Consider the following 17,844-nt stretch of genomic DNA (forward strand, 5'->3'; position numbering starts at 1 on the left):
TGGCAAACCCGGGCATCCCGTACCCCGTGAGTGGGGGAGGGGCGGTACGCGCTTCTTCCGAGTGGCTGCGCACTGTTAGAGTCCGTGGAGTTCCCTTGTAGGCTGCGCGTAGGCTCGCCTGTGCCGTCTGTACGGGAGCCCGTACCGCCAAAACTCCCATTCAGGACCGACCCTCCCGCCGACGACGCGCGGGAGGCGCAGGAGGCACCGTGCTCAGTGCGTTCGCGCGGGCGTTCCAGACGCCCGACCTGCGCAAGAAGCTGCTGTTCACGCTGGGCATCATGGTGCTGTTCCGCCTGGGCTCACACATTCCGATCCCCGGCGTGAGCTTCACGGCCGTGAACGAGTGTGTGAAGGACACCAAGAACAACGGCCTCTTCGGGCTCGTCAACCTGTTCAGCGGTGGCGCGCTCCTCCAGCTGACGATCTTCGCGCTCGGCATCATGCCGTACATCACCGCGAGCATCATCCTCCAGCTCCTCACGGTCGTGATCCCGCGACTGGAAGCGCTGAAGAAGGAGGGCCAGGCCGGCCAGACGAAGATCACCCAGTACACCCGCTACCTGACCATCGCGCTCGCCGTGCTCCAGGGCACCGGCATCGTGGCGACGGCCTCCAGCGGCGCGCTGTTCTCCGGCTGCCCGGTGGGCAACCAGATCGTCCCGGACACGAGCGTGTTCCGGATCGCCGTCATGGTGATCACGATGACCGCCGGCACCACGGTGATCATGTGGCTGGGCGAGCTGATCACGGACCGCGGCATCGGCAACGGCATGTCGCTGCTGATCTTCACCTCGATCGCCGCGCAGTTCCCGTCCTCGATGTGGGCGATCAAGGGCTCCGGCACCATCGGTGGCGGCTGGGTCGAGTTCCTGTCCGTGGTCGCGGTCGGCATCATCGTTGTGATGCTGGTCATCTTCGTCGAGCAGGCCCAGCGCCGGATCCCGGTGCAGTACGCGAAGCGGATGATCGGCCGGCGGGCGTTCGGCGGCACGTCGACCTACATCCCGCTCAAGGTGAACCAGGCCGGTGTCATCCCGGTCATCTTCGCCTCGTCGCTGCTGTACATCCCGGCCCTGGTGGTCCAGCTGACCGGTAGCCAGTCGGGCTGGGCGGTGTGGGTCACCCAGCACTTCGTCAAGGGCGACCACCCGATCTACATGGCGACCTACTTCCTGCTGATCGTCTTCTTCGCCTTCTTCTACGTCGCGATCTCCTTCAACCCCGAAGAAGTTGCCGACAATATGAAGAAGTATGGTGGCTTCATCCCGGGCATCCGGGCCGGCCGACCGACGGCCGAGTACCTGAACTACGTGCTGACCCGAATCACGTGGCCGGGTTCGCTCTACCTGGGCCTGATCGCGTTGATCCCGATGATCGCCCTGGTCGCCTTCGGACAGCAGACCAACTTCCCGTTCGGCGGCACCAGCGTGCTCATCGTCGTCGGCGTCGGACTCGAAACTGTGAAGCAGATCGAGAGCCAGCTCCAGCAGCGCAATTACGAAGGGTTCCTCCGCTGATGCGTATCGTCCTCGTTGGTCCTCCCGGGGCCGGGAAGGGTACTCAGGCGCACCTGCTCGCCAAGACCCTGTCCATTCCCCACATCTCCACCGGCGACCTGTTCCGCGCCAACATCGGTCAGGGCACCCCGCTGGGGCTCGAGGCCAAGAGCTACATGGACGCGGGCCGTCTGGTGCCGGATGAGGTCACCATCGGGATGGCCAAGGACCGCATGCTCCAGGAGGACGCCGCAGGCGGCTTCCTGCTCGACGGCTTCCCCCGCAACCTCGGCCAGGCCAAGGCGCTCGACGAGTTCCTCGTCGAGCAGGGGATCAAGCTGGACGGCGTGCTGGACCTGGAGGTCCCCGAGGACGAGGTGGTCCGTCGGATCGCCGGCCGCCGCCTGTGCCGCAACGACGGGGGCCACGTCTTCCACGTGGACTACAACCCGCCGAAGGCCGCGGGCGTCTGCGACGAGTGCGGCGGCGAGCTGTACCAGCGCTCGGACGACACCGAGGACAAGGTGCGCACCCGGCTGGAGGTCTACCACACGGAGACCGAGCCGATCATCGACTACTACGTCCAGCAGGGCCTGGTGGCGACCATCTCGGCCCTCGGCAAGGTGGACGAGGTCACCCGGCGCGCGATCGAGGCGCTGAAGCAGGACAACTGAGTTTCCCGGCGACGCCGTACGGCCGCGCTCCCCGATCCCGGGCGGCGCGGCCGTACGGCGTCGTACGGTGGTAGGCAGTGGCAAACAGAACGTGGAAGGCGTGACCAGATGGTGGAGATCAAGACCCCCGAGCAGATCGCGAAGATGCGAGCGGCCGGGCTGGTCGTCGCCGAGGCGCTGAAGGCCTGCCGGGAGGCGGTCGCTCCGGGGGTGACCACCCAGGAGCTCAACGACATCGCGGACAAGGTCATCACCGACCACGGTGCGACCTCCAACTTCCGCGCCGACCACGGCGGTCTGTGGTTCCCCGGGGTGATCTGCGCCTCGGTGAACAACGAGGTCGTGCACGGCATCCCCGGTGACCGGGTGCTCCAGGAGGGCGACGTCATCTCGATCGACTGCGGCGCCATCCTGGACGGCTGGCACGGCGACGCGGCGATCACCGTGGCGGTCGGCGAGGTCCGCCCCGAGGTCGAGATGCTGAGCCGGGTGACCGAGGGCTCGATGTGGGCCGGCATCGCCCAGATGAAGAAGAACAACCGCCTGGTCGACGTCTCCAAGGCGATCGAGGGCTTCATCCGCCGCCAGCCGCTGCCCCCCAAGGGTAAGTGGGGCATCACCGAGGGCTACGGCGGCCACGGCATCGGCACCGCGATGCACATGGAGCCGCACGTGCTGAACTACGTCGAGCGCGGCCGCGGCAAGGGCCCGAAGCTGATCCCCGGCACCGTGCTGGCGATCGAGCCGATGGTCTCGCTGGGCACCCCGCACACCGCCGTGCTGGAGGACGACTGGACGGTCGTCACCAACGACGGCACCTGGGCCTCGCACTGGGAGCACTCGGTGGCCGTCACCGAGCAGGGCCCGCTGGTCCTGACGGCCTTCGACGGCGGCAAGGCGGAGCTCGCGAAGCTGGGCATCACCGCCGCCCCGGACCCGCTCGGTTAGTCTCACGACGGTCGGCTGAGCGGCCAACTTCCGCTGCTGACAAGGGATCAGGGCCCTGGGGGTTTGGACCTCCAGGGCTTTTGTCCTATTTTTATCGGCTGGCAGCGGCTTCAGTAGCGGCTTCAGCAGCTTCGATCGATCGGGAGAGTGCAGTGCTCAAGGGATTCCGCGACTTCATGATGCGCGGCAACGTGGTCGACATGGCGGTCGGTGTCGTCATCGGTGCCGCGTTCACCGGCGTGGTGACCGGCTTCGTGTCGGCCTTCCTCACCCCGCTGGTCGGCGTCGTGGTCGGCGCGGCCGGCGACTTCAGCTCGTACAAGGCGACGGTGGCCGGGGTCACCTTCCCGTACGGCCAGTTCCTCAACGTGCTGATCGCCTTCGTGATGACCGCGGCGGTGCTGTACTTCTGCGTCGTGCTGCCGGTCACCAAGGCGACCGCGCGGTACCTGCCGAAGAAGGCGAAGACCCCCAAGCGGCCCTGCCCCGAGTGCCTGACCGAGATCCCCGAGGCCGCCCGCCGCTGCGCGGCCTGCACCGCCCACGTCGAGCCGCTGAAGGTCACCGCCGGGTTCTGACCCGCCGGGACCAGCCGGAACGTCACGGTGGCCGCCTTCGGGGGATCTCGTTTTGGCCCACCGGACGCGCTGGCGTAGGATGGACCGTCGGCTCACTCGTAGCGTGCTTCAGCACGCCCTCTTCCCTTCGGGGGCGGGGTGAACCCAGGTTCGCACGAGCGTGCCGCATACGGTAGCCGGTCCCGGAAGGTGGATCTCGCAGTTCATGGCTAAGAAGCAAGGCGCCATTGAGATCGAGGGCACCGTGATCGAGTCTCTTCCGAACGCGATGTTCAGGGTCGAGCTGCAGAACGGTCACAAGGTCCTCGCGCACATCAGTGGCAAGATGCGCATGCACTACATCCGCATCCTGCCGGACGACCGGGTCGTCGTGGAGCTCAGCCCCTACGACCTCACGCGCGGGCGGATCGTCTACCGCTACAAGTAAGAACGTCAGATCTAGACCCGGAGAACCTGAACATGAAGGTCAAGCCGAGCGTCAAGAAGATCTGCGACAAGTGCAAGGTGATCCGCCGCCACGGCCGGGTCATGGTGATCTGCGACAACCTGCGCCACAAGCAGCGCCAGGGCTGATCTCTCCCCAGCATTTCTCGTAGTACTTCGCGCGACGCGAAAACGTCATAAGCGGGCTACCCGATCCGTCCCCACGAAGGGACGGACTGCCACCCCCGGTCAGAGGCCGGGGCTCCATCGTCGAGAGGCGAAGGAGTAGGTAGCACGCAAGACCTCTGAAAAAGCACAGGAGCCTTGAATGGCACGCCTCGCCGGCGTTGATCTCCCCCGTGAGAAGCGGATCGAGATCGCCCTTACCTACGTGTACGGCATCGGCCGTACCCGCGCCCAGCAGACCCTGGTCGAGACCGGTGTCAACCCGGATGTCCGCGTTCGCGACATCTCCGAGGAAGACCTCGTGAAGCTGGGCCAGTACATCGACGCCAACTACACGGTCGAGGGTGACCTCCGCCGTGAGGTGGCCGCCGACATCCGCCGCAAGGTCGAGATCGGCTGCTACGAGGGTCTGCGTCACCGCCGTGGCCTGCCGGTCCGCGGTCAGCGCACCCACACCAACGCGCGTACCCGCAAGGGCCCGCGTCGCGCGATCGCCGGCAAGAAGAAGCCGGGCAAGAAGTAGTCCGTCCCGTAACCGGACATCCCTCCGGCCCGCGGGTCAGCGGACCGACCACCTCAGTAGGAGAACAGACTTATGCCCCCCAAGGGTCGTCAGGCTGCCGGCGCGAAGAAGATCCGCCGCAAGGAAAAGAAGAACGTCGCTCACGGCCACGCGCACATCAAGAGCACGTTCAACAACACCATCGTTTCGATCACCGACCCCGCGGGCAACGTGATCTCCTGGGCCTCCGCCGGTCACGTCGGCTTCAAGGGCTCGCGCAAGTCCACCCCGTTCGCCGCGCAGATGGCCGCCGAGGCCGCTGCCCGTCGCGCGCAGGAGCACGGCATGCGCAAGGTTGACGTCTTCGTCAAGGGTCCGGGCTCCGGCCGCGAGACCGCGATCCGCTCGCTCCAGGCCACCGGCCTGGAGGTCGGCTCGATCCAGGACGTCACCCCCACCCCGCACAACGGCTGCCGTCCGCCGAAGCGCCGCCGCGTCTGACGCAGCGCCTTCGGGCTCGCAGTACCTGCTTTGAACCTTCGTACGGGGTCCCACGCGGTGATTCGTCGCTGTTCGCGGGACCCCGTACGCTTGGTCCTGTCGGCATCAAATAGTGGGTGCCGAAGACAACTGGAGGAATACCCCCCATGCTTATCGCTCAGCGCCCCTCGCTGACCGAAGAGGTCGTCGACGAGTTCCGCTCGCGGTTCGTGATCGAGCCGCTGGAGCCGGGCTTCGGCTACACCCTCGGCAACTCCCTGCGCCGCACGCTCCTGTCGTCGATCCCGGGTGCCGCTGTCACCAGCATCCGCGTCGACGGCGTCCTGCACGAGTTCACCACCGTGCCGGGCGTCAAGGAGGACGTGACCGACCTCATCCTCAACATCAAGCAGCTGGTCGTCTCCTCGGAGCACGACGAGCCGGTCGTGATGTACCTGCGCAAGCAGGGCCCGGGTGTCGTCACCGCCGCCGACATCGCCCCGCCGGCGGGTGTCGAGGTGCACAACCCGGAGCTGGTCCTCGCCACGCTGAACGGCAAGGGCAAGCTGGAGATGGAGCTGACCGTCGAGCGCGGTCGCGGCTACGTCTCCGCCGTCCAGAACAAGGCCTCCGGCCAGGAGATCGGCCGCATCCCGGTCGACTCGATCTACAGCCCCGTGCTGAAGGTCACCTACAAGGTCGAGGCCACCCGTGTCGAGCAGCGGACCGACTTCGACAAGCTGATCGTCGACGTCGAGACCAAGCCCGCCATGCGTCCGCGTGACGCCATGGCCTCGGCCGGCAAGACCCTGGTGGAGCTGTTCGGTCTCGCCCGCGAGCTGAACATCGACGCCGAGGGCATCGACATGGGCCCGTCCCCGACGGACGCCGCCCTGGCCGCCGACCTGGCGCTGCCGATCGAGGAGCTGGAACTCACCGTCCGCTCCTACAACTGCCTCAAGCGCGAGGGCATCCACACCGTGGGTGAGCTCGTCGCCCGCTCCGAGGCCGACCTGCTCGACATCCGCAACTTCGGTGCGAAGTCGATCGACGAGGTCAAGGCGAAGCTGGCCGGCATGGGCCTGGCCCTCAAGGACAGCCCGCCCGGGTTCGACCCGACCGCCGCCGCCGACGCCTTCGGCGCCGACGACCTGGACGACGCGGGTTACGCCGAGACCGAGCAGTACTAAGAGATTTGGCCGCGGGGGCGGTTCCACCGGACCGCCCCCGTCGTCGTGAAAGTCGTCCGGGCAACAGTGCCCGGACGCCCGCTGCGGTACCTGATACGGCCGTAGTCGGAGATTCAAGGAGTCATCCATGCCGCGTCCCACCAAGGGTGCCCGCCTCGGCGGCGGCCCGCACCACGAGCCGCTGCTGCTCGCCGGTCTGTGCCGGGAGCTGTTCCAGTACGGCCGCATCACCACGACCGAGGCCAAGGCCCGTCGGATGCGCCCGCTGGCGGAGAAGCTGATCACCAAGGCGAAGAAGGGCGACATCCACAACCGTCGCCTGGTGCGCAAGACGATCACCGACATCGCCGTGCTGCACACCCTCTTCACCGAGATCGCGCCGCGCTACGAGAACCGCCCGGGTGGTTACACCCGTATCACCAAGATCGGTCCCCGTCGTGGCGACAACGCCCCGATGGCCGTGATCGAGCTGGTCGAGGCGCTGACCGTCGCGCAGACCGCCGTCGGCGAGGCCGAGGGCGCCACCAAGCGCGCCGTCAAGGAGGCCGACGCCAAGGTCGAGGCCAAGGCCGACGAGGCCGTCGAGGCCGAGCAGGCCTGACACCGCTAGGTGTGGTCGCGGGCCCGCTCTCCCATCCGTGGGGGAGCGGGCCCGTTCCTTCTGTCTGGAGTGGATTGTGGTCAACGATTGCGCCGAGCAGCCGCCGGTGAAGGACGGCCCGGCCGACGGGTGCGTCCGGGTCCGGCTCGATCTCGCCTACCAGGGCGCCGAGTTCTCCGGCTGGGCCCGCCAGCGCGGCGGCCGCCGGACGGTCCAGGAGGAGATCGAGAGCGCGCTGCAGATCGTCACCCGCAGCCCCGAGCTGTTCCCGCTGACCGTGGCCGGGCGCACCGACGCCGGGGTGCACGCCCGCGGCCAGGTCGCGCACGTCGACCTGCCGGCCGAGCTGTGGGAGGCGCACCGCGAGAAGCTGATGCGCCGGCTGGCCGGCCGGCTGCCCGGGGACATCCGGATCTACCGGGTCGGCGAGGCGCCGGCCGGGTTCGACGCCCGCTTCTCGGCGATCTGGCGCCGCTACGCCTACCGGGTCGCCGACCACCCCGGCGGGGTCGACCCGCTGCTGCGCGGGCACGTGCTCTGGCACGACCGCCCGCTGGACGTCGACCGGATGAACGAGGCCGCGAAGCTACTGCTCGGCGAGCACGACTTCGCCGCGTACTGCAAGAAGCGCGAGGGCGCCACCACCATCCGCACCCTGCTGGAGCTGCACTGGGACCGCGTCCCGGTGGACTCCTACGCCGCCCAGGAGGGCTCGCTGGCGGTCGCCACCGTCCGCGCCGACGCGTTCTGCCACAACATGGTCCGGGCGCTGGTCGGGGCGATGCTGCTGGTCGGCGACGGGCACCGGCCGGTGGAGTTCCCCGGCGAGGTGCTGGCCGGCGGGGTCCGCAACTCGGCCGTCAACGTGATCCGGCCGTACGGGCTCACCCTTGAGGAAGTCGGCTACCCGCCGGACGACCAGCTCGCCGAGCGGAACCGCCAGGCCAGGCGGCTGCGCACACTGCCCGGTCAGCCGCCCGTCGGGTAATCCGTTTGGGCCAGGCGCATCGGCTTGGGACAATCGTCCGCATGGGACACGTCGAGATTTCGCACCTGGAGTACTACCTGCCGGACGGGCGGGTGCTGTTCGACGACGCGTCCTTCCGGGTCGGCGAGGGCGCCGCGGTCGCCCTGGTCGGCGCCAACGGGGCCGGCAAGACCACCCTGCTGCGGATGATCGCGGGGGACCTCCAGCCGCACGGCGGCACGGTGACGATCAGCGGCGGGCTCGGCGTGATGCGCCAGTTCGTCGGCACCACCGGCCGCGAGGACGAGCGGGCCACCCCGGGCGCGCTGGCGCCGGACGCCTCGGTCCGCGACCTGCTGGTGTCCGTCGCCCCCGCGCGGATCGCCGTCGCCGCCCGCGCGGTGGACGCCGCCGAACTGGCGATGATCGCCCAGGACGACGAGAAGACCCAGATGGCCTATGCCCAGGCGCTCTCCGACTGGGCCGACGTCGGCGGCTACGACTACGAGACCGACTGGGACGTCTGCACCATGGCGGCCCTCGGGATGCCCTTCGACAAGGCCCAGTGGCGCGGCCTGAACACCCTCTCGGGCGGCGAGCAGAAGCGGCTCGTCCTGGAGGCGCTGCTGCGCGGCCCCGAAGAGGTGCTGCTGCTCGACGAGCCCGACAACTACCTGGACGTCCCGGGCAAGCGCTGGCTGGAGGAGGCCCTCAAGGCCACCTCGAAGACCGTCCTGTTCATCTCGCACGACCGCGAGCTGCTCTCCGAGGCCGCCGACAAGATCATTGCCGTCGAGTCCGGCGCGGCCGGGAGCAGCGTCTGGGTGCACGGCGGCGGCTTCGACAGCTTCCACGAGGCCCGCAAGGACCGCTTCGCGCGCTTCGAGGAGCTGGGCCGGCGCTGGGACGAGGAACACGCCAAGCTCAAGAAGCTGGTCGTCACCCTGCGCCAGGCGGCCTCCGTCAGCCACGCGCTCGCCACCCGCTACGCCGCCGCCCAGACCCGGCTGAAGAAGTTCGAGGAGGCCGGCCGCCCGGAGGAGCCCCCGCGCGAGCAGAGCATCACCATGCGGCTCAAGGGCGGGCGTACCGGCGTGCGCTCCTTCACCGTGGAGCAGCTGGAGCTCACCGGCCTGATGAAGCCCTTCGACCTGGAGGTGTTCTACGGCGAGCGGGTTGCCGTGCTCGGCTCCAACGGCTCCGGCAAGTCGCACTTCCTGCGGCTGCTGGCGGGCGACGAGAGCGTCGCGCACACCGGCACCTGGAAGCTCGGCGCCCGGGTCGTCCCCGGCCACTTCCGGCAGACCCACGCCCACCCGGAGCTGTTCGGCCGGACGGTGCGCTCGATCGTCGAGGAGGAGCACGCGCTCAGCCGCAGCGCCGCGATGGGCGCGCTGCGCCGCTACGAGCTGGACCGGCAGGAGGAGCAGAAGTTCGAGTCGCTGTCCGGTGGGCAGCAGGCCCGGCTGATGATCCTCAAGCTCGAACTCTCCGGCGTGACGGCCCTGTTGCTCGACGAGCCGACCGACAACCTGGACCTGGACAGTGCCGAGGCGCTGCAGGCCGGGCTGGAGGCCTTCGACGGCACCGTGCTGTGCGTCACCCACGACCGCTGGTTCGCCAAGACCTTCGACCGCTACCTGGTGTTCGGCGCCGACGGCCGGGTCTACGAGTCGCCCGAGCCGGTCTGGGACGTCAGCCGGGTGGAGCGCGAACGCTGAGTGACGGCGGGGGTGGGGGAAGCCGATTTTTGACCCCCACCCGCCCGCCCGGTAACCTGGACGCTTGATGTGCGTATTGGCTCGCTCTATCTCACGTGAGAGGTCGGTACGCCGGAGACATCAGGTTCGACGACCAGCGGTCCCCCTTGAATTGCGTCCAAGGTTGACCAGGCTGCTCTGCCGTCCCAGGTGCTCCTGTCAGGACTCACTCACTGAAAAGCGAAGGCATACGACCGTGCGTACGTACAGCCCCAAGCCCGGCGACGTCCAGCGTCAGTGGCACGTCATCGACGCGAACGACGTCGTGCTCGGCCGCCTGGCTTCCCAGGCCGCCAACCTCCTCCGGGGTAAGCACAAGGCGATCTACGCGCCGCACGTTGACACTGGTGACTTCGTCATCATCATCAACGCCGACAAGGTGCACCTGTCCGGTAACAAGAAGACCCAGAAGCTGGCCTACCGCCACTCTGGCTTCCCGGGTGGTCTGCGGTCGGTGCGCTACGACGACCTGCTGGCGAACAACCCGGAGAAGGCCGTCGAGAAGGCCATCAAGGGCATGATCCCCAAGAACAGCCTGGGCCGCCAGATGCTCTCGAAGCTGAAGGTCTACTCGGGCGACCAGCACCCGCACGCTGCCCAGCAGCCGGTGCCGTTCGAGATCACCCAGGTCGCGCAGTAATTCGGCCACCAAGCCCCCCAACACTGAAAAGAGCTGAGGAACACCGTGGCCGAGACCACTGAAACCACCGAGACCCTTGAGGTCGACTTCGACGAGGCCGTTGAGGCTGTCGAGGGCGAGTACACCTCCGAGGGCGAGTACACCTCCGAGTCGCTGGCCGGCCGCTTCGGCGAGGCCATCCCGGGCGCCGGCCTCGGCCGTCGCAAGGAGGCGATCGCCCGCGTGCGCATCGTCCCCGGCACCGGCCAGTGGAAGATCAACGGTCGCACCCTGGAGAACTACTTCCCCAACAAGGTGCACCAGCAGACCGTGAACGAGCCCTTCAAGCTCCTCGAGCTTGACGGCCGTTACGACGTCGTCGCCCGCATCTCCGGTGGCGGCGTCTCCGGCCAGGCCTACGCGCTGCGCCTCGGCGTGGCCCGTGCCCTGAACGAGGCCGACGTGGACAACAACCGCGGCGCGCTGAAGAAGGCCGGCTTCCTGACCCGTGACGCCCGCGCCGTCGAGCGCAAGAAGGCCGGTCTCAAGAAGGCCCGCAAGGCGCCGCAGTACAGCAAGCGCTAATCGCGCCCCTGGGGGTGCGGCCCGCCCTGGCGGCGCACCCCCTGGTTGCGCGAACCGTCGCCCCGGAGTACCACGTGTACTCCGGGGCGACGTGTTCCCCGGCTATCGTGCGGCGGCCGGGTGCCATCGGTTGGGTTCCGAGCAGTGGTGATGGAGGACGGGACAGTGGGACGACTCTTCGGTACGGACGGCGTGCGCGGGGTGGCCAACGTGGGCCTGACGGCCGAGCTCGCGCTCGGGCTGTCGGTCGCGGCGGCCCATGTGCTCGGCGAGGCCGGCGCCTTCGAGGGCCACCGGCCGGTCGCGGTGGTCGGCCGGGACCCGCGTGCCTCGGGCGAGTTCCTGGAGGCCGCCGTCATCGCCGGCCTGGCGAGCGCCGGCGTCGACGTGCTCCGGGTCGGCGTGCTGCCGACCCCGGCCGTGGCGTACCTCACCGGCGCGCTCGGCGCCGACTTCGGCGTGATGCTCTCCGCCAGCCACAACGCGATGCCCGACAACGGCATCAAGTTCCTCGCCCGCGGCGGCCACAAGCTGGACGACCGCATTGAGGACGCGATCGAGGCCCACTACCGCACGCACACGCTCGGCAGCGAGGACTGGAACCGGCCGACCGGCGCCGCCGTCGGCCGGGTGCGCGAGTACACCGAGGGCTTCGACAAGTACGTCGCCCACCTGATCGGCGTGCTGCCCAACCGCCTCGACGGCATCAAGGTCGTCATCGACGGCGCCCACGGCGCGGCCGCCTACGTCGCCCCCGAGGCCTTCGCCCGGGCCGGCGCCGAGGTCGTCCACACCCTGGGGGCGGAGCCCACCGGCCTCAACATCAACGACGGCGTCGGCTCCACCCACCTGGACCGGCTGCAGGCCGCCATGACGGAGTACCGCGCCGACCTCGGCATCGCCCTCGACGGCGACGCCGACCGCTGCCTGGCCGCCGACGCCGACGGCAACGAGGTGGACGGAGACCAGATCATCGCCATCCTGGCCGTCGCGATGAAGGACGCCGGCACCCTGCGCCGCAACACCGCGGTGGCCACCGTGATGTCCAACCTCGGCTTCAAGCTGGCGATGGAGCGCGAGGGCGTCGACCTGGTGGAGACCGCCGTCGGCGACCGCTACGTGCTGGAGGCGATGAAGGAGCACGGCTTCGCGCTGGGCGGCGAGCAGTCCGGCCACGTCATCCTGCTCGACCACGCCACCACCGGCGACGGCACCCTGACCGGCCTCATGCTGGGTGCCCGCCTGGCCAGCACCAAGCAGCCGCTGGCCGACCTGGCCGCCGTGATGACCCGTCTGCCGCAGCAGCTGATCAACGTCAAGGGCGTCGACAAGAGCCGGGTGAACACCAGCGTCGAGCTGGCCGCCGCGGTCGCCGAGGCCGAGGCCGAACTGGGCTCCACCGGCCGGGTGCTGCTGCGCCCGTCCGGCACCGAGCCGCTGGTCCGGGTCATGGTCGAGGCCGCCGACCCGGTGCAGGCCGAGTCCGTCGCGCAGCGGCTGGCCGAGGCCGTGCGGACGCACCTGGGCTGAGCCCGGCACGACGGAAGGGGCCCCGCCGCCGGCGGGGCCCCTTCCGTCGCATCGGTGTCAGAGCTTGCGCAGCAGCGCCCGGCGGACCTTGTGGTCCGCCCCCTTCTGGAGGATCAGGGTGGCCCGGCCGCGGGTCGGCAGCACGTTCTCCAGCAGGTTCGGCTTGTTGATGGTGCGCCAGACCTGCCGGCCGTACTCCATCGCCTCTTCCTCCGGCACCTCGGTGAAGCGGCGGAAGTAGGAGTTCGGGTCCTGGAAGGCGGTCTGCCGCAGCTTGCGGAAGCGGTCCAGGTACCAGTGCTCGATGTCGTCGGTGCGGGCGTCGACGTAGATCGAGAAGTCGAAGTAGTCGGCCACCGCCAGCCGGGTGCGCCCGTCGCTGCCGGGCAGGGCCGGCTGGAGCACGTTCAGGCCCTCGACGATCAGGATGTCCGGGCGCTCCACGGTGAGCCGCTCGCCCTGCACGATGTCGTACACCAGGTGCGAGTACACCGGCGCGGTGACCCGCTCCTTGCCCGCCTTCACGTCCGCCACGAAGCGCATCAGCGCCCGGCGGTCGTACGACTCCGGGAAGCCCTTGCGGGCCATCAGGCCCCGGCGGCGCAGCTCGGCGTTGGGCAGCAGGAAGCCGTCCGTGGTCACCAGCTCGACCCGCGGATGCTCGGGCCAGCGGGCGAGCAGGGCCTGGAGCAGGCGGGCCGTCGTCGACTTGCCGACCGCGACCGAGCCGGCCACCCCGATGATGAACGGGGTGCGGGTGCGCTCGGTGTCCGGCGTGTCCAGGAAGGTGCCCAGCGTGCCGCGCAGCTCGTGCGTGGCGTGGATGTACAGGTTCAGCAGCCGGGACAGCGGCAGGTAGACGTCGCGGACCTCGTCCAGGTCGAGGGCGGTACCGAGGCCGCGTAGCCGTTCCACCTCCTCGGCGGTCAGCGGCAGCGGCGTACGCTCGCGCAGTGCGCTCCACTCGGCCCGACTGAGGTCCACGTAGGGGGACGGCGACGGGCCGGGCGTGGCGGCGCCCCGCGTACAGAGTTCGGTCAGCACATGCTCCATTGTGAGCCGTGGCGGCGTTCACCGTGGTTGTGGTGTCGGTCACGCACTGTTCGCGGGAATCGGGAAAAGGGCCTCAGAACCGCCCTTATGCTGGCACGCATGTGCGGAATTGTTGGATACGTGGGCGCGCAGTCCGCCCTCGACGTAGTAATCGCAGGCCTGCAGCGACTGGAGTACCGGGGCTACGACTCGGCCGGTGTCGCGGTGCAGGCGCAGGACTCCGACGGGCAGTGGAGTCTGGTCACCGACAAGCGGGCCGGCAAGCTCGCCAACCTGGAGAAGTCGCTCGCCGAGACCCCTCTGCCCGGCGGCACCACCGGCATCGGCCACACCCGCTGGGCCACCCACGGCGGCCCGACGGACGCCAACGCCCACCCCCACCTGGACGACCACCTCCGGGTGGCCGTGGTGCACAACGGCATCATCGAGAACTTCGCCCAGCTGCGGGCCGAGATCGCCGAGCGCGGCCACACCCTCCGCTCCGAGACCGACACCGAGGTCGTCGCGCACCTGCTCGGCGAGGCCTACGACGGCGACCTCGCGGAGGCCATGCGCGTGGTCTGCCGCCGCCTCGACGGCGCCTTCACCCTCGTCGCCGTGCACGCCGACGCGCCGGACGTGGTCGTCGGCGCCCGCCGCAACTCGCCGCTGGTGGTCGGGCGCGGCGAGGGCGAGAACTTCCTCGCCTCCGACGTCTCCGCGTTCATCGCGCACACCCGCGAGGCCGTCGAGCTGGGTCAGGACCAGGTCGTCGAGCTGCGCCGGGACGGCGTCACGGTGACCAACTTCGACGGCACCCCGGCCGACGTGCGCGAGTACCACGTCGACTGGGACGCCTCGGCCGCCGAGAAGGGCGGCTACGACTACTTCATGCTCAAGGAGATCGCCGAGCAGCCGAAGGCCGTCGCCGACACCCTCCTCGGCCGGATCGGCACCGACGGCCGGCTCATCCTCGACGAGCTGCGCATCTCCGACGCCGACCTGCGCTCGGTCGACAAGGTCGTCATCGTCGCCTGCGGCACCGCCTTCCACGCCGGCATGATCGCCAAGTACGCGATCGAGCACTGGACCCGCATCCCCTGCGAGGTCGAGGTCGCCTCCGAGTTCCGCTACCGCGACCCGATCATGGGCCCGGGCACGCTGGTCATCGCCATCTCCCAGTCCGGCGAGACCATGGACACCCTGATGGCCCTGCGGCACGCCCGGGAGCAGGGCGCCAAGGTACTGGCGATCTGCAACACCAACGGCTCCACCATCCCGCGCGAGTCGGACGCGGTGCTGTACACCCACGCCGGCCCCGAGGTCGCCGTCGCCTCCACCAAGGCGTTCCTGACCCAGCTGGTCGCCTGCTACCTGGTCGCCCTCTACCTGGGCCAGGTGCGCGGCACCAAGTGGGGCGACGAGATCCTCGCCGTCATCAAGGAGCTCAGCGACGCGCCCAAGCAGGTCGAGCAGGTCCTGGAGACCATGGAGCCGGTGCGCGAGCTGGCCCGCTCGCTCGCCGACGCGCGCTCGGTGCTGTTCCTCGGCCGTCACGTCGGCTTCCCGGTGGCCCTGGAGGGCGCGCTCAAGCTCAAGGAGCTGGCGTACATGCACGCCGAGGGCTTCGCGGCGGGCGAGCTCAAGCACGGCCCGATCGCGCTGATCGAGGAGGGGCTGCCGGTCGTCGTGGTCGTCCCCTCGCCGCGCGGGCGGTCGATCCTGCACGACAAGATCGTCTCCAACATCCAGGAGATCCGGGCCCGTGGCGCCCGCACCATCGTGATCGCGGAGGAGGGCGACGAGGCGGTCGTCCCGTACGCGGACCACCTGATCCGCATCCCGGTCACCCCGACCCTGCTCCAGCCGCTGGTCTCCACCGTGCCGCTCCAGGTCTTCGCGTGCGAGCTGGCGACGGCCAAGGGCCACGAGGTCGACCAGCCGCGCAACCTGGCCAAGTCGGTCACCGTCGAGTAGTACGGCGTGGCGCCCCTGCGGTGGCTGTGCCCTACCGCAGGGGCGCCGTGTCGAGCGTGAAGGAGAAGGGGGCGGGCAGGTCGATCGGCTTGCCGAACTCGACCTGCGTGCGGGTGATGTAGTCCTCGCCCTCGGGTTTGGTGAACAGCGTGACCATGCCCTCACTGCGGTCGACCAGCAGGTAGCACGGGATGCCTGCGGCGGCGTAGCCGCGGCGCTTGGGTTCGCGGTCCTTGTGCGGGTTGATCGAGGTGACCTCGAAGACGAGGAGGACGCCTTCAGTCGGGGCCCAGGAATCCAGATGGTCGAAGTGGCCGGCCGGTACCACCGTGCCGTCGGGGATGAGCCGGCCTTTGGGAGTGACAAGCCCCTTGGTGCCTGCGATGTCCAGATCGATCGCGGCGTTCCGGAAAAACTGCTTGTTGAGCTTCGATACCGCACCGTCGTGCGGTCCGTCCGGCGGCGGCGTCACGACGATCTCCCCCTCGATGAATTCGGCCTTGCTCCCCAGCGGGGTGTCCAACTCCAGAAACGGCTGGAGAAGACTGTCCTCGCTCAGCGGGTACTCGACTGCCGGCATGGCGACCATGGCCCTTCCCCCTCCTGTGGGTCCGTGTCGAGCCACAAGCTAGGCGTACGGACCGGCACCGGTGGGGGATCGAAGTGGTTGTCACTCGAAAGTGTCCCGCAGCTCGGCCTGCCGTGGGGCGGTGGCGCGGGCTAGCGTCGGCGGTACGTCGACTGCTGAAGGAGCCCTCGCATGCGTCATGCCCATCGGGTGGAAGTCGTCCGGGCCGCCGAGGCCGCGCTGATGGCGCGGCTGCCGGAGGGGACGCTGATGCAGCGGGCGGCCGCCGGGCTGGCGGCGACCTGCGCCCGGCTGCTGGCGGGGCGTCGGGGGCGGGTGTACGGCAGTCGGGTGGTGGTGCTGGCCGGCAGCGGGGACAACGGGGGTGACGCCCTGTACGCCGGGGCGGCGCTGGCCCGGCGGGGCGCGCGGGTGACGGCGGTGCTGCTCGCGCCGGAGCGTGCGCACGCGGGCGGGCTGGCCGCGCTGCGGGCTTCCGGCGGGCGGGTGGTGCTGGATCAGGAAGTCGGCCTGGCCGACTTCTCGCGCGCCGACCTGGTGCTGGACGGCATCGTCGGCATCGGCGGCCGGGGCGGGCTGCGGGACGGGGCCCTGCCGTACGCGCGGGCCGGGCGGCGCGGGGTCGTGGTGGCCGTGGACCTGCCCAGCGGGGTCGACGCCGACACCGGCGAGGTGCCGGGCGAGGCGCTGCGCGCGGACGTCACGGTCTGCTTCGGCACGTACAAGCCGGGCCTGCTGGTCGACCCGGGAGCCTCCTACGCGGGCGCCGTCCAACTGGTCGGGATCGGACTGGAGCCGCCCGCGCCGGAGGTGACGGCCCTGCAGCACGCGGACGTGGCGGCGCTGCTGCCGCTGCCGGGCGCCGAGAGCGACAAGTACCGGCGGGGCGTGGTCGGGGTGGCGGCCGGTTCGGCGACGTACCCGGGCGCGGCGCTGCTGGCGGTCGCCGGGGCGCTGCACGGCGGCGCGGGCGCCGTCCGGTACGTCGGCACGGCGGCCGAGGAGGTGGTGCGGCGCTTCCCGGAGGTGCTGGTCACCGAGGGCGGGCCGGCCGGGGCCGGGCGGGTGCAGGCCTGGGTGGTCGGGCCGGGCGGCGGCGAGGGGGCGCGGCAGGCGCTGGCCGAGGCACTGTCGAGCGACGTCCCGGTCCTGGTGGACGCGGACGGGCTGACCGAGCTGGCCCGGCTCGGCCCGGACGCGCTGGCCGGCCGGACGGCCCCCACCCTGCTCACCCCGCACACCGGCGAGGCCGCCCGGCTGCTCGCGGGCGCCGACGGCGCCGCGCCGCCGTCCGCCGACTCGCTGGCCGCCGCCCGGCTGGCCACCGCCCGTCGGCTGGCGGCCGCCTACCGGGCGACGGTCCTGCTCAAGGGCTCCACCACGGTGATCGCCGACCCGGGCGGCGCCGTCCGGGTCAACCCGACCGGCACGTCCTGGCTGGCCACCGCCGGCAGCGGCGACGTCCTGGCCGGCCTGGCGGGCTCCCTGCTGGCGGCCGGCCTGGCGCCGCTGGACGCCGCGTCGGTCGGCGCCTACCTGCACGGCCTGGCGGGCCGCCACGCGGCGGGCGACCCGGGCGCGCCGGTGACGGCGCCGGCGGTGGCGCAGGCGCTGCCCGCGGTGTGGCGGGCGGTGCGGGAGGCGTAGGCCCGGGGCGGGCGGTGCGGTGGGGACGGGCGGTGCGGAACCGATCGGTCCTGCGTG

The 17,844-nt window shown here is 70.2% G+C and carries 19 protein-coding genes; 17 read left to right on the plus strand and 2 right to left on the minus strand.

Going from position 1 to position 17,844, the window contains the following annotated elements:
- Positions 1-209: 209 nt before the first annotated feature.
- The 15 genes from secY to glmM all read left to right on the plus strand — a co-directional run bounded on the left by secY (position 210) and on the right by glmM (position 12,542).
- Positions 210-1,520 carry a preprotein translocase subunit SecY gene (gene secY, locus A6F73_RS19485; protein WP_063348973.1) on the plus strand — a complete coding sequence of 437 codons (1,311 nt, stop codon included), beginning with the start codon at positions 210-212 and terminating at the stop codon, positions 1,518-1,520.
- Positions 1,520-2,173, plus strand: a complete 654-nt coding sequence (locus tag A6F73_RS19490) for an adenylate kinase (protein WP_063348974.1) — start codon at positions 1,520-1,522, stop codon at positions 2,171-2,173. Before secY ends, A6F73_RS19490 begins: the two co-directional genes overlap by 1 nt.
- A 108-nt stretch (positions 2,174-2,281) precedes the next feature.
- Positions 2,282-3,121, plus strand: a complete 840-nt coding sequence (gene map / locus A6F73_RS19495) for a type I methionyl aminopeptidase (protein ID WP_063348975.1) — start codon at positions 2,282-2,284, stop codon at positions 3,119-3,121.
- 152 nt (positions 3,122-3,273) lie between these two features.
- Complete coding sequence (gene mscL / locus A6F73_RS19500) at positions 3,274-3,699, plus strand: large conductance mechanosensitive channel protein MscL (protein ID WP_063348976.1); 426 nt, start codon at positions 3,274-3,276, stop codon at positions 3,697-3,699.
- A gap of 205 nt (positions 3,700-3,904) precedes the next feature.
- Positions 3,905-4,126, plus strand: a complete 222-nt coding sequence (gene infA / locus A6F73_RS19505) for a translation initiation factor IF-1 (protein ID WP_014047798.1) — start codon at positions 3,905-3,907, stop codon at positions 4,124-4,126.
- Between the two features lie 32 nt (positions 4,127-4,158).
- Positions 4,159-4,272, plus strand: a complete 114-nt coding sequence (rpmJ, locus tag A6F73_RS19510) for a 50S ribosomal protein L36 (RefSeq protein WP_003956441.1) — start codon at positions 4,159-4,161, stop codon at positions 4,270-4,272.
- Positions 4,273-4,450: 178 nt separating this feature from the next.
- A complete protein-coding gene (gene rpsM, locus A6F73_RS19515; RefSeq protein WP_063348977.1) occupies positions 4,451-4,831 on the plus strand; it encodes a 30S ribosomal protein S13 in 381 nt (126 codons plus the stop codon).
- A gap of 72 nt (positions 4,832-4,903) precedes the next feature.
- On the plus strand, positions 4,904-5,311 hold the full coding sequence (gene rpsK / locus A6F73_RS19520) for a 30S ribosomal protein S11 (RefSeq protein ID WP_030232513.1): 408 nt from the start codon (positions 4,904-4,906) through the stop codon (positions 5,309-5,311).
- A 146-nt stretch (positions 5,312-5,457) separates the two neighbouring features.
- Positions 5,458-6,480 carry a DNA-directed RNA polymerase subunit alpha gene (locus A6F73_RS19525; RefSeq protein WP_030232516.1) on the plus strand — a complete coding sequence of 341 codons (1,023 nt, stop codon included), beginning with the start codon at positions 5,458-5,460 and terminating at the stop codon, positions 6,478-6,480.
- 127 nt (positions 6,481-6,607) lie between these two features.
- Positions 6,608-7,081: a 50S ribosomal protein L17 gene (gene rplQ / locus A6F73_RS19530; RefSeq protein WP_063348978.1), complete on the plus strand. Its 474-nt coding sequence runs from the start codon at positions 6,608-6,610 to the stop codon at positions 7,079-7,081.
- Positions 7,082-7,157: 76 nt separating this feature from the next.
- Entirely contained in the window at positions 7,158-8,069 is a 912-nt protein-coding gene (gene truA, locus A6F73_RS19535; RefSeq protein WP_244293441.1) for a tRNA pseudouridine(38-40) synthase TruA, read from the plus strand.
- Positions 8,070-8,110: 41 nt separating this feature from the next.
- Positions 8,111-9,769 carry an ATP-binding cassette domain-containing protein gene (locus A6F73_RS19540; RefSeq protein ID WP_063348979.1) on the plus strand — a complete coding sequence of 553 codons (1,659 nt, stop codon included), beginning with the start codon at positions 8,111-8,113 and terminating at the stop codon, positions 9,767-9,769.
- Positions 9,770-10,004: 235 nt separating this feature from the next.
- On the plus strand, positions 10,005-10,448 hold the full coding sequence (rplM, locus tag A6F73_RS19545) for a 50S ribosomal protein L13 (RefSeq protein WP_063348980.1): 444 nt from the start codon (positions 10,005-10,007) through the stop codon (positions 10,446-10,448).
- A gap of 33 nt (positions 10,449-10,481) precedes the next feature.
- Positions 10,482-11,012 carry a 30S ribosomal protein S9 gene (gene rpsI / locus A6F73_RS19550; RefSeq protein WP_107452914.1) on the plus strand — a complete coding sequence of 177 codons (531 nt, stop codon included), beginning with the start codon at positions 10,482-10,484 and terminating at the stop codon, positions 11,010-11,012.
- Positions 11,013-11,177: 165 nt separating this feature from the next.
- A complete protein-coding gene (glmM, locus tag A6F73_RS19555; protein ID WP_063348982.1) occupies positions 11,178-12,542 on the plus strand; it encodes a phosphoglucosamine mutase in 1,365 nt (454 codons plus the stop codon).
- 57 nt (positions 12,543-12,599) lie between these two features.
- On the opposite strand, the gene coaA is transcribed toward glmM, so the two are convergent.
- Positions 12,600-13,595, minus strand: coding sequence for a type I pantothenate kinase (gene coaA, locus A6F73_RS19560; protein ID WP_063348983.1), 996 nt, complete (start codon positions 13,593-13,595; stop codon positions 12,600-12,602).
- A 99-nt stretch (positions 13,596-13,694) separates the two neighbouring features.
- Here coaA and glmS point away from each other — a divergent pair, with 99 nt between their 5' ends.
- A complete protein-coding gene (glmS, locus tag A6F73_RS19565) occupies positions 13,695-15,551 on the plus strand; it encodes a glutamine--fructose-6-phosphate transaminase (isomerizing) (protein ID WP_079135822.1) in 1,857 nt (618 codons plus the stop codon).
- A 31-nt stretch (positions 15,552-15,582) separates the two neighbouring features.
- Here glmS and A6F73_RS19570 read toward each other — a convergent pair whose 3' ends face one another.
- Complete coding sequence (locus A6F73_RS19570; RefSeq protein ID WP_063351334.1) at positions 15,583-16,131, minus strand: Uma2 family endonuclease; 549 nt, start codon at positions 16,129-16,131, stop codon at positions 15,583-15,585.
- Between the two features lie 180 nt (positions 16,132-16,311).
- On the opposite strand from A6F73_RS19570, the gene A6F73_RS19575 reads away from it, so the two are divergent.
- Positions 16,312-17,787 (plus strand): NAD(P)H-hydrate dehydratase, encoded by a 1,476-nt coding sequence (locus tag A6F73_RS19575; RefSeq protein ID WP_079135823.1) that lies wholly within the window; start codon positions 16,312-16,314, stop codon positions 17,785-17,787.
- Positions 17,788-17,844 lie beyond the last annotated feature (57 nt).

The organism is Streptomyces sp. MJM8645, assembly GCF_001625365.1.
In the GTDB taxonomy this organism is placed as follows: domain Bacteria; phylum Actinomycetota; class Actinomycetes; order Streptomycetales; family Streptomycetaceae; genus Kitasatospora.

Coding starts and splice junctions, on each gene's coding strand:
- A6F73_RS19490 (WP_063348974.1), top strand. CDS start 1,520: ATGCGTATCGTCCTCGTTGGTCCTCCCGGGGCCGGGAAGGGTACTCAG.
- map (WP_063348975.1), top strand. CDS start 2,282: ATGGTGGAGATCAAGACCCCCGAGCAGATCGCGAAGATGCGAGCGGCC.
- infA (WP_014047798.1), top strand. CDS start 3,905: ATGGCTAAGAAGCAAGGCGCCATTGAGATCGAGGGCACCGTGATCGAG.
- rpmJ (WP_003956441.1), top strand. CDS start 4,159: ATGAAGGTCAAGCCGAGCGTCAAGAAGATCTGCGACAAGTGCAAGGTG.
- rpsM (WP_063348977.1), top strand. CDS start 4,451: ATGGCACGCCTCGCCGGCGTTGATCTCCCCCGTGAGAAGCGGATCGAG.
- rpsK (WP_030232513.1), top strand. CDS start 4,904: ATGCCCCCCAAGGGTCGTCAGGCTGCCGGCGCGAAGAAGATCCGCCGC.
- A6F73_RS19525 (WP_030232516.1), top strand. CDS start 5,458: ATGCTTATCGCTCAGCGCCCCTCGCTGACCGAAGAGGTCGTCGACGAG.
- rplQ (WP_063348978.1), top strand. CDS start 6,608: ATGCCGCGTCCCACCAAGGGTGCCCGCCTCGGCGGCGGCCCGCACCAC.
- A6F73_RS19540 (WP_063348979.1), top strand. CDS start 8,111: ATGGGACACGTCGAGATTTCGCACCTGGAGTACTACCTGCCGGACGGG.
- coaA (WP_063348983.1), bottom strand. CDS start 13,595: ATGGAGCATGTGCTGACCGAACTCTGTACGCGGGGCGCCGCCACGCCC.
- glmS (WP_079135822.1), top strand. CDS start 13,695: ATGTGCGGAATTGTTGGATACGTGGGCGCGCAGTCCGCCCTCGACGTA.
- A6F73_RS19570 (WP_063351334.1), bottom strand. CDS start 16,131: ATGCCGGCAGTCGAGTACCCGCTGAGCGAGGACAGTCTTCTCCAGCCG.
- A6F73_RS19575 (WP_079135823.1), top strand. CDS start 16,312: ATGCGTCATGCCCATCGGGTGGAAGTCGTCCGGGCCGCCGAGGCCGCG.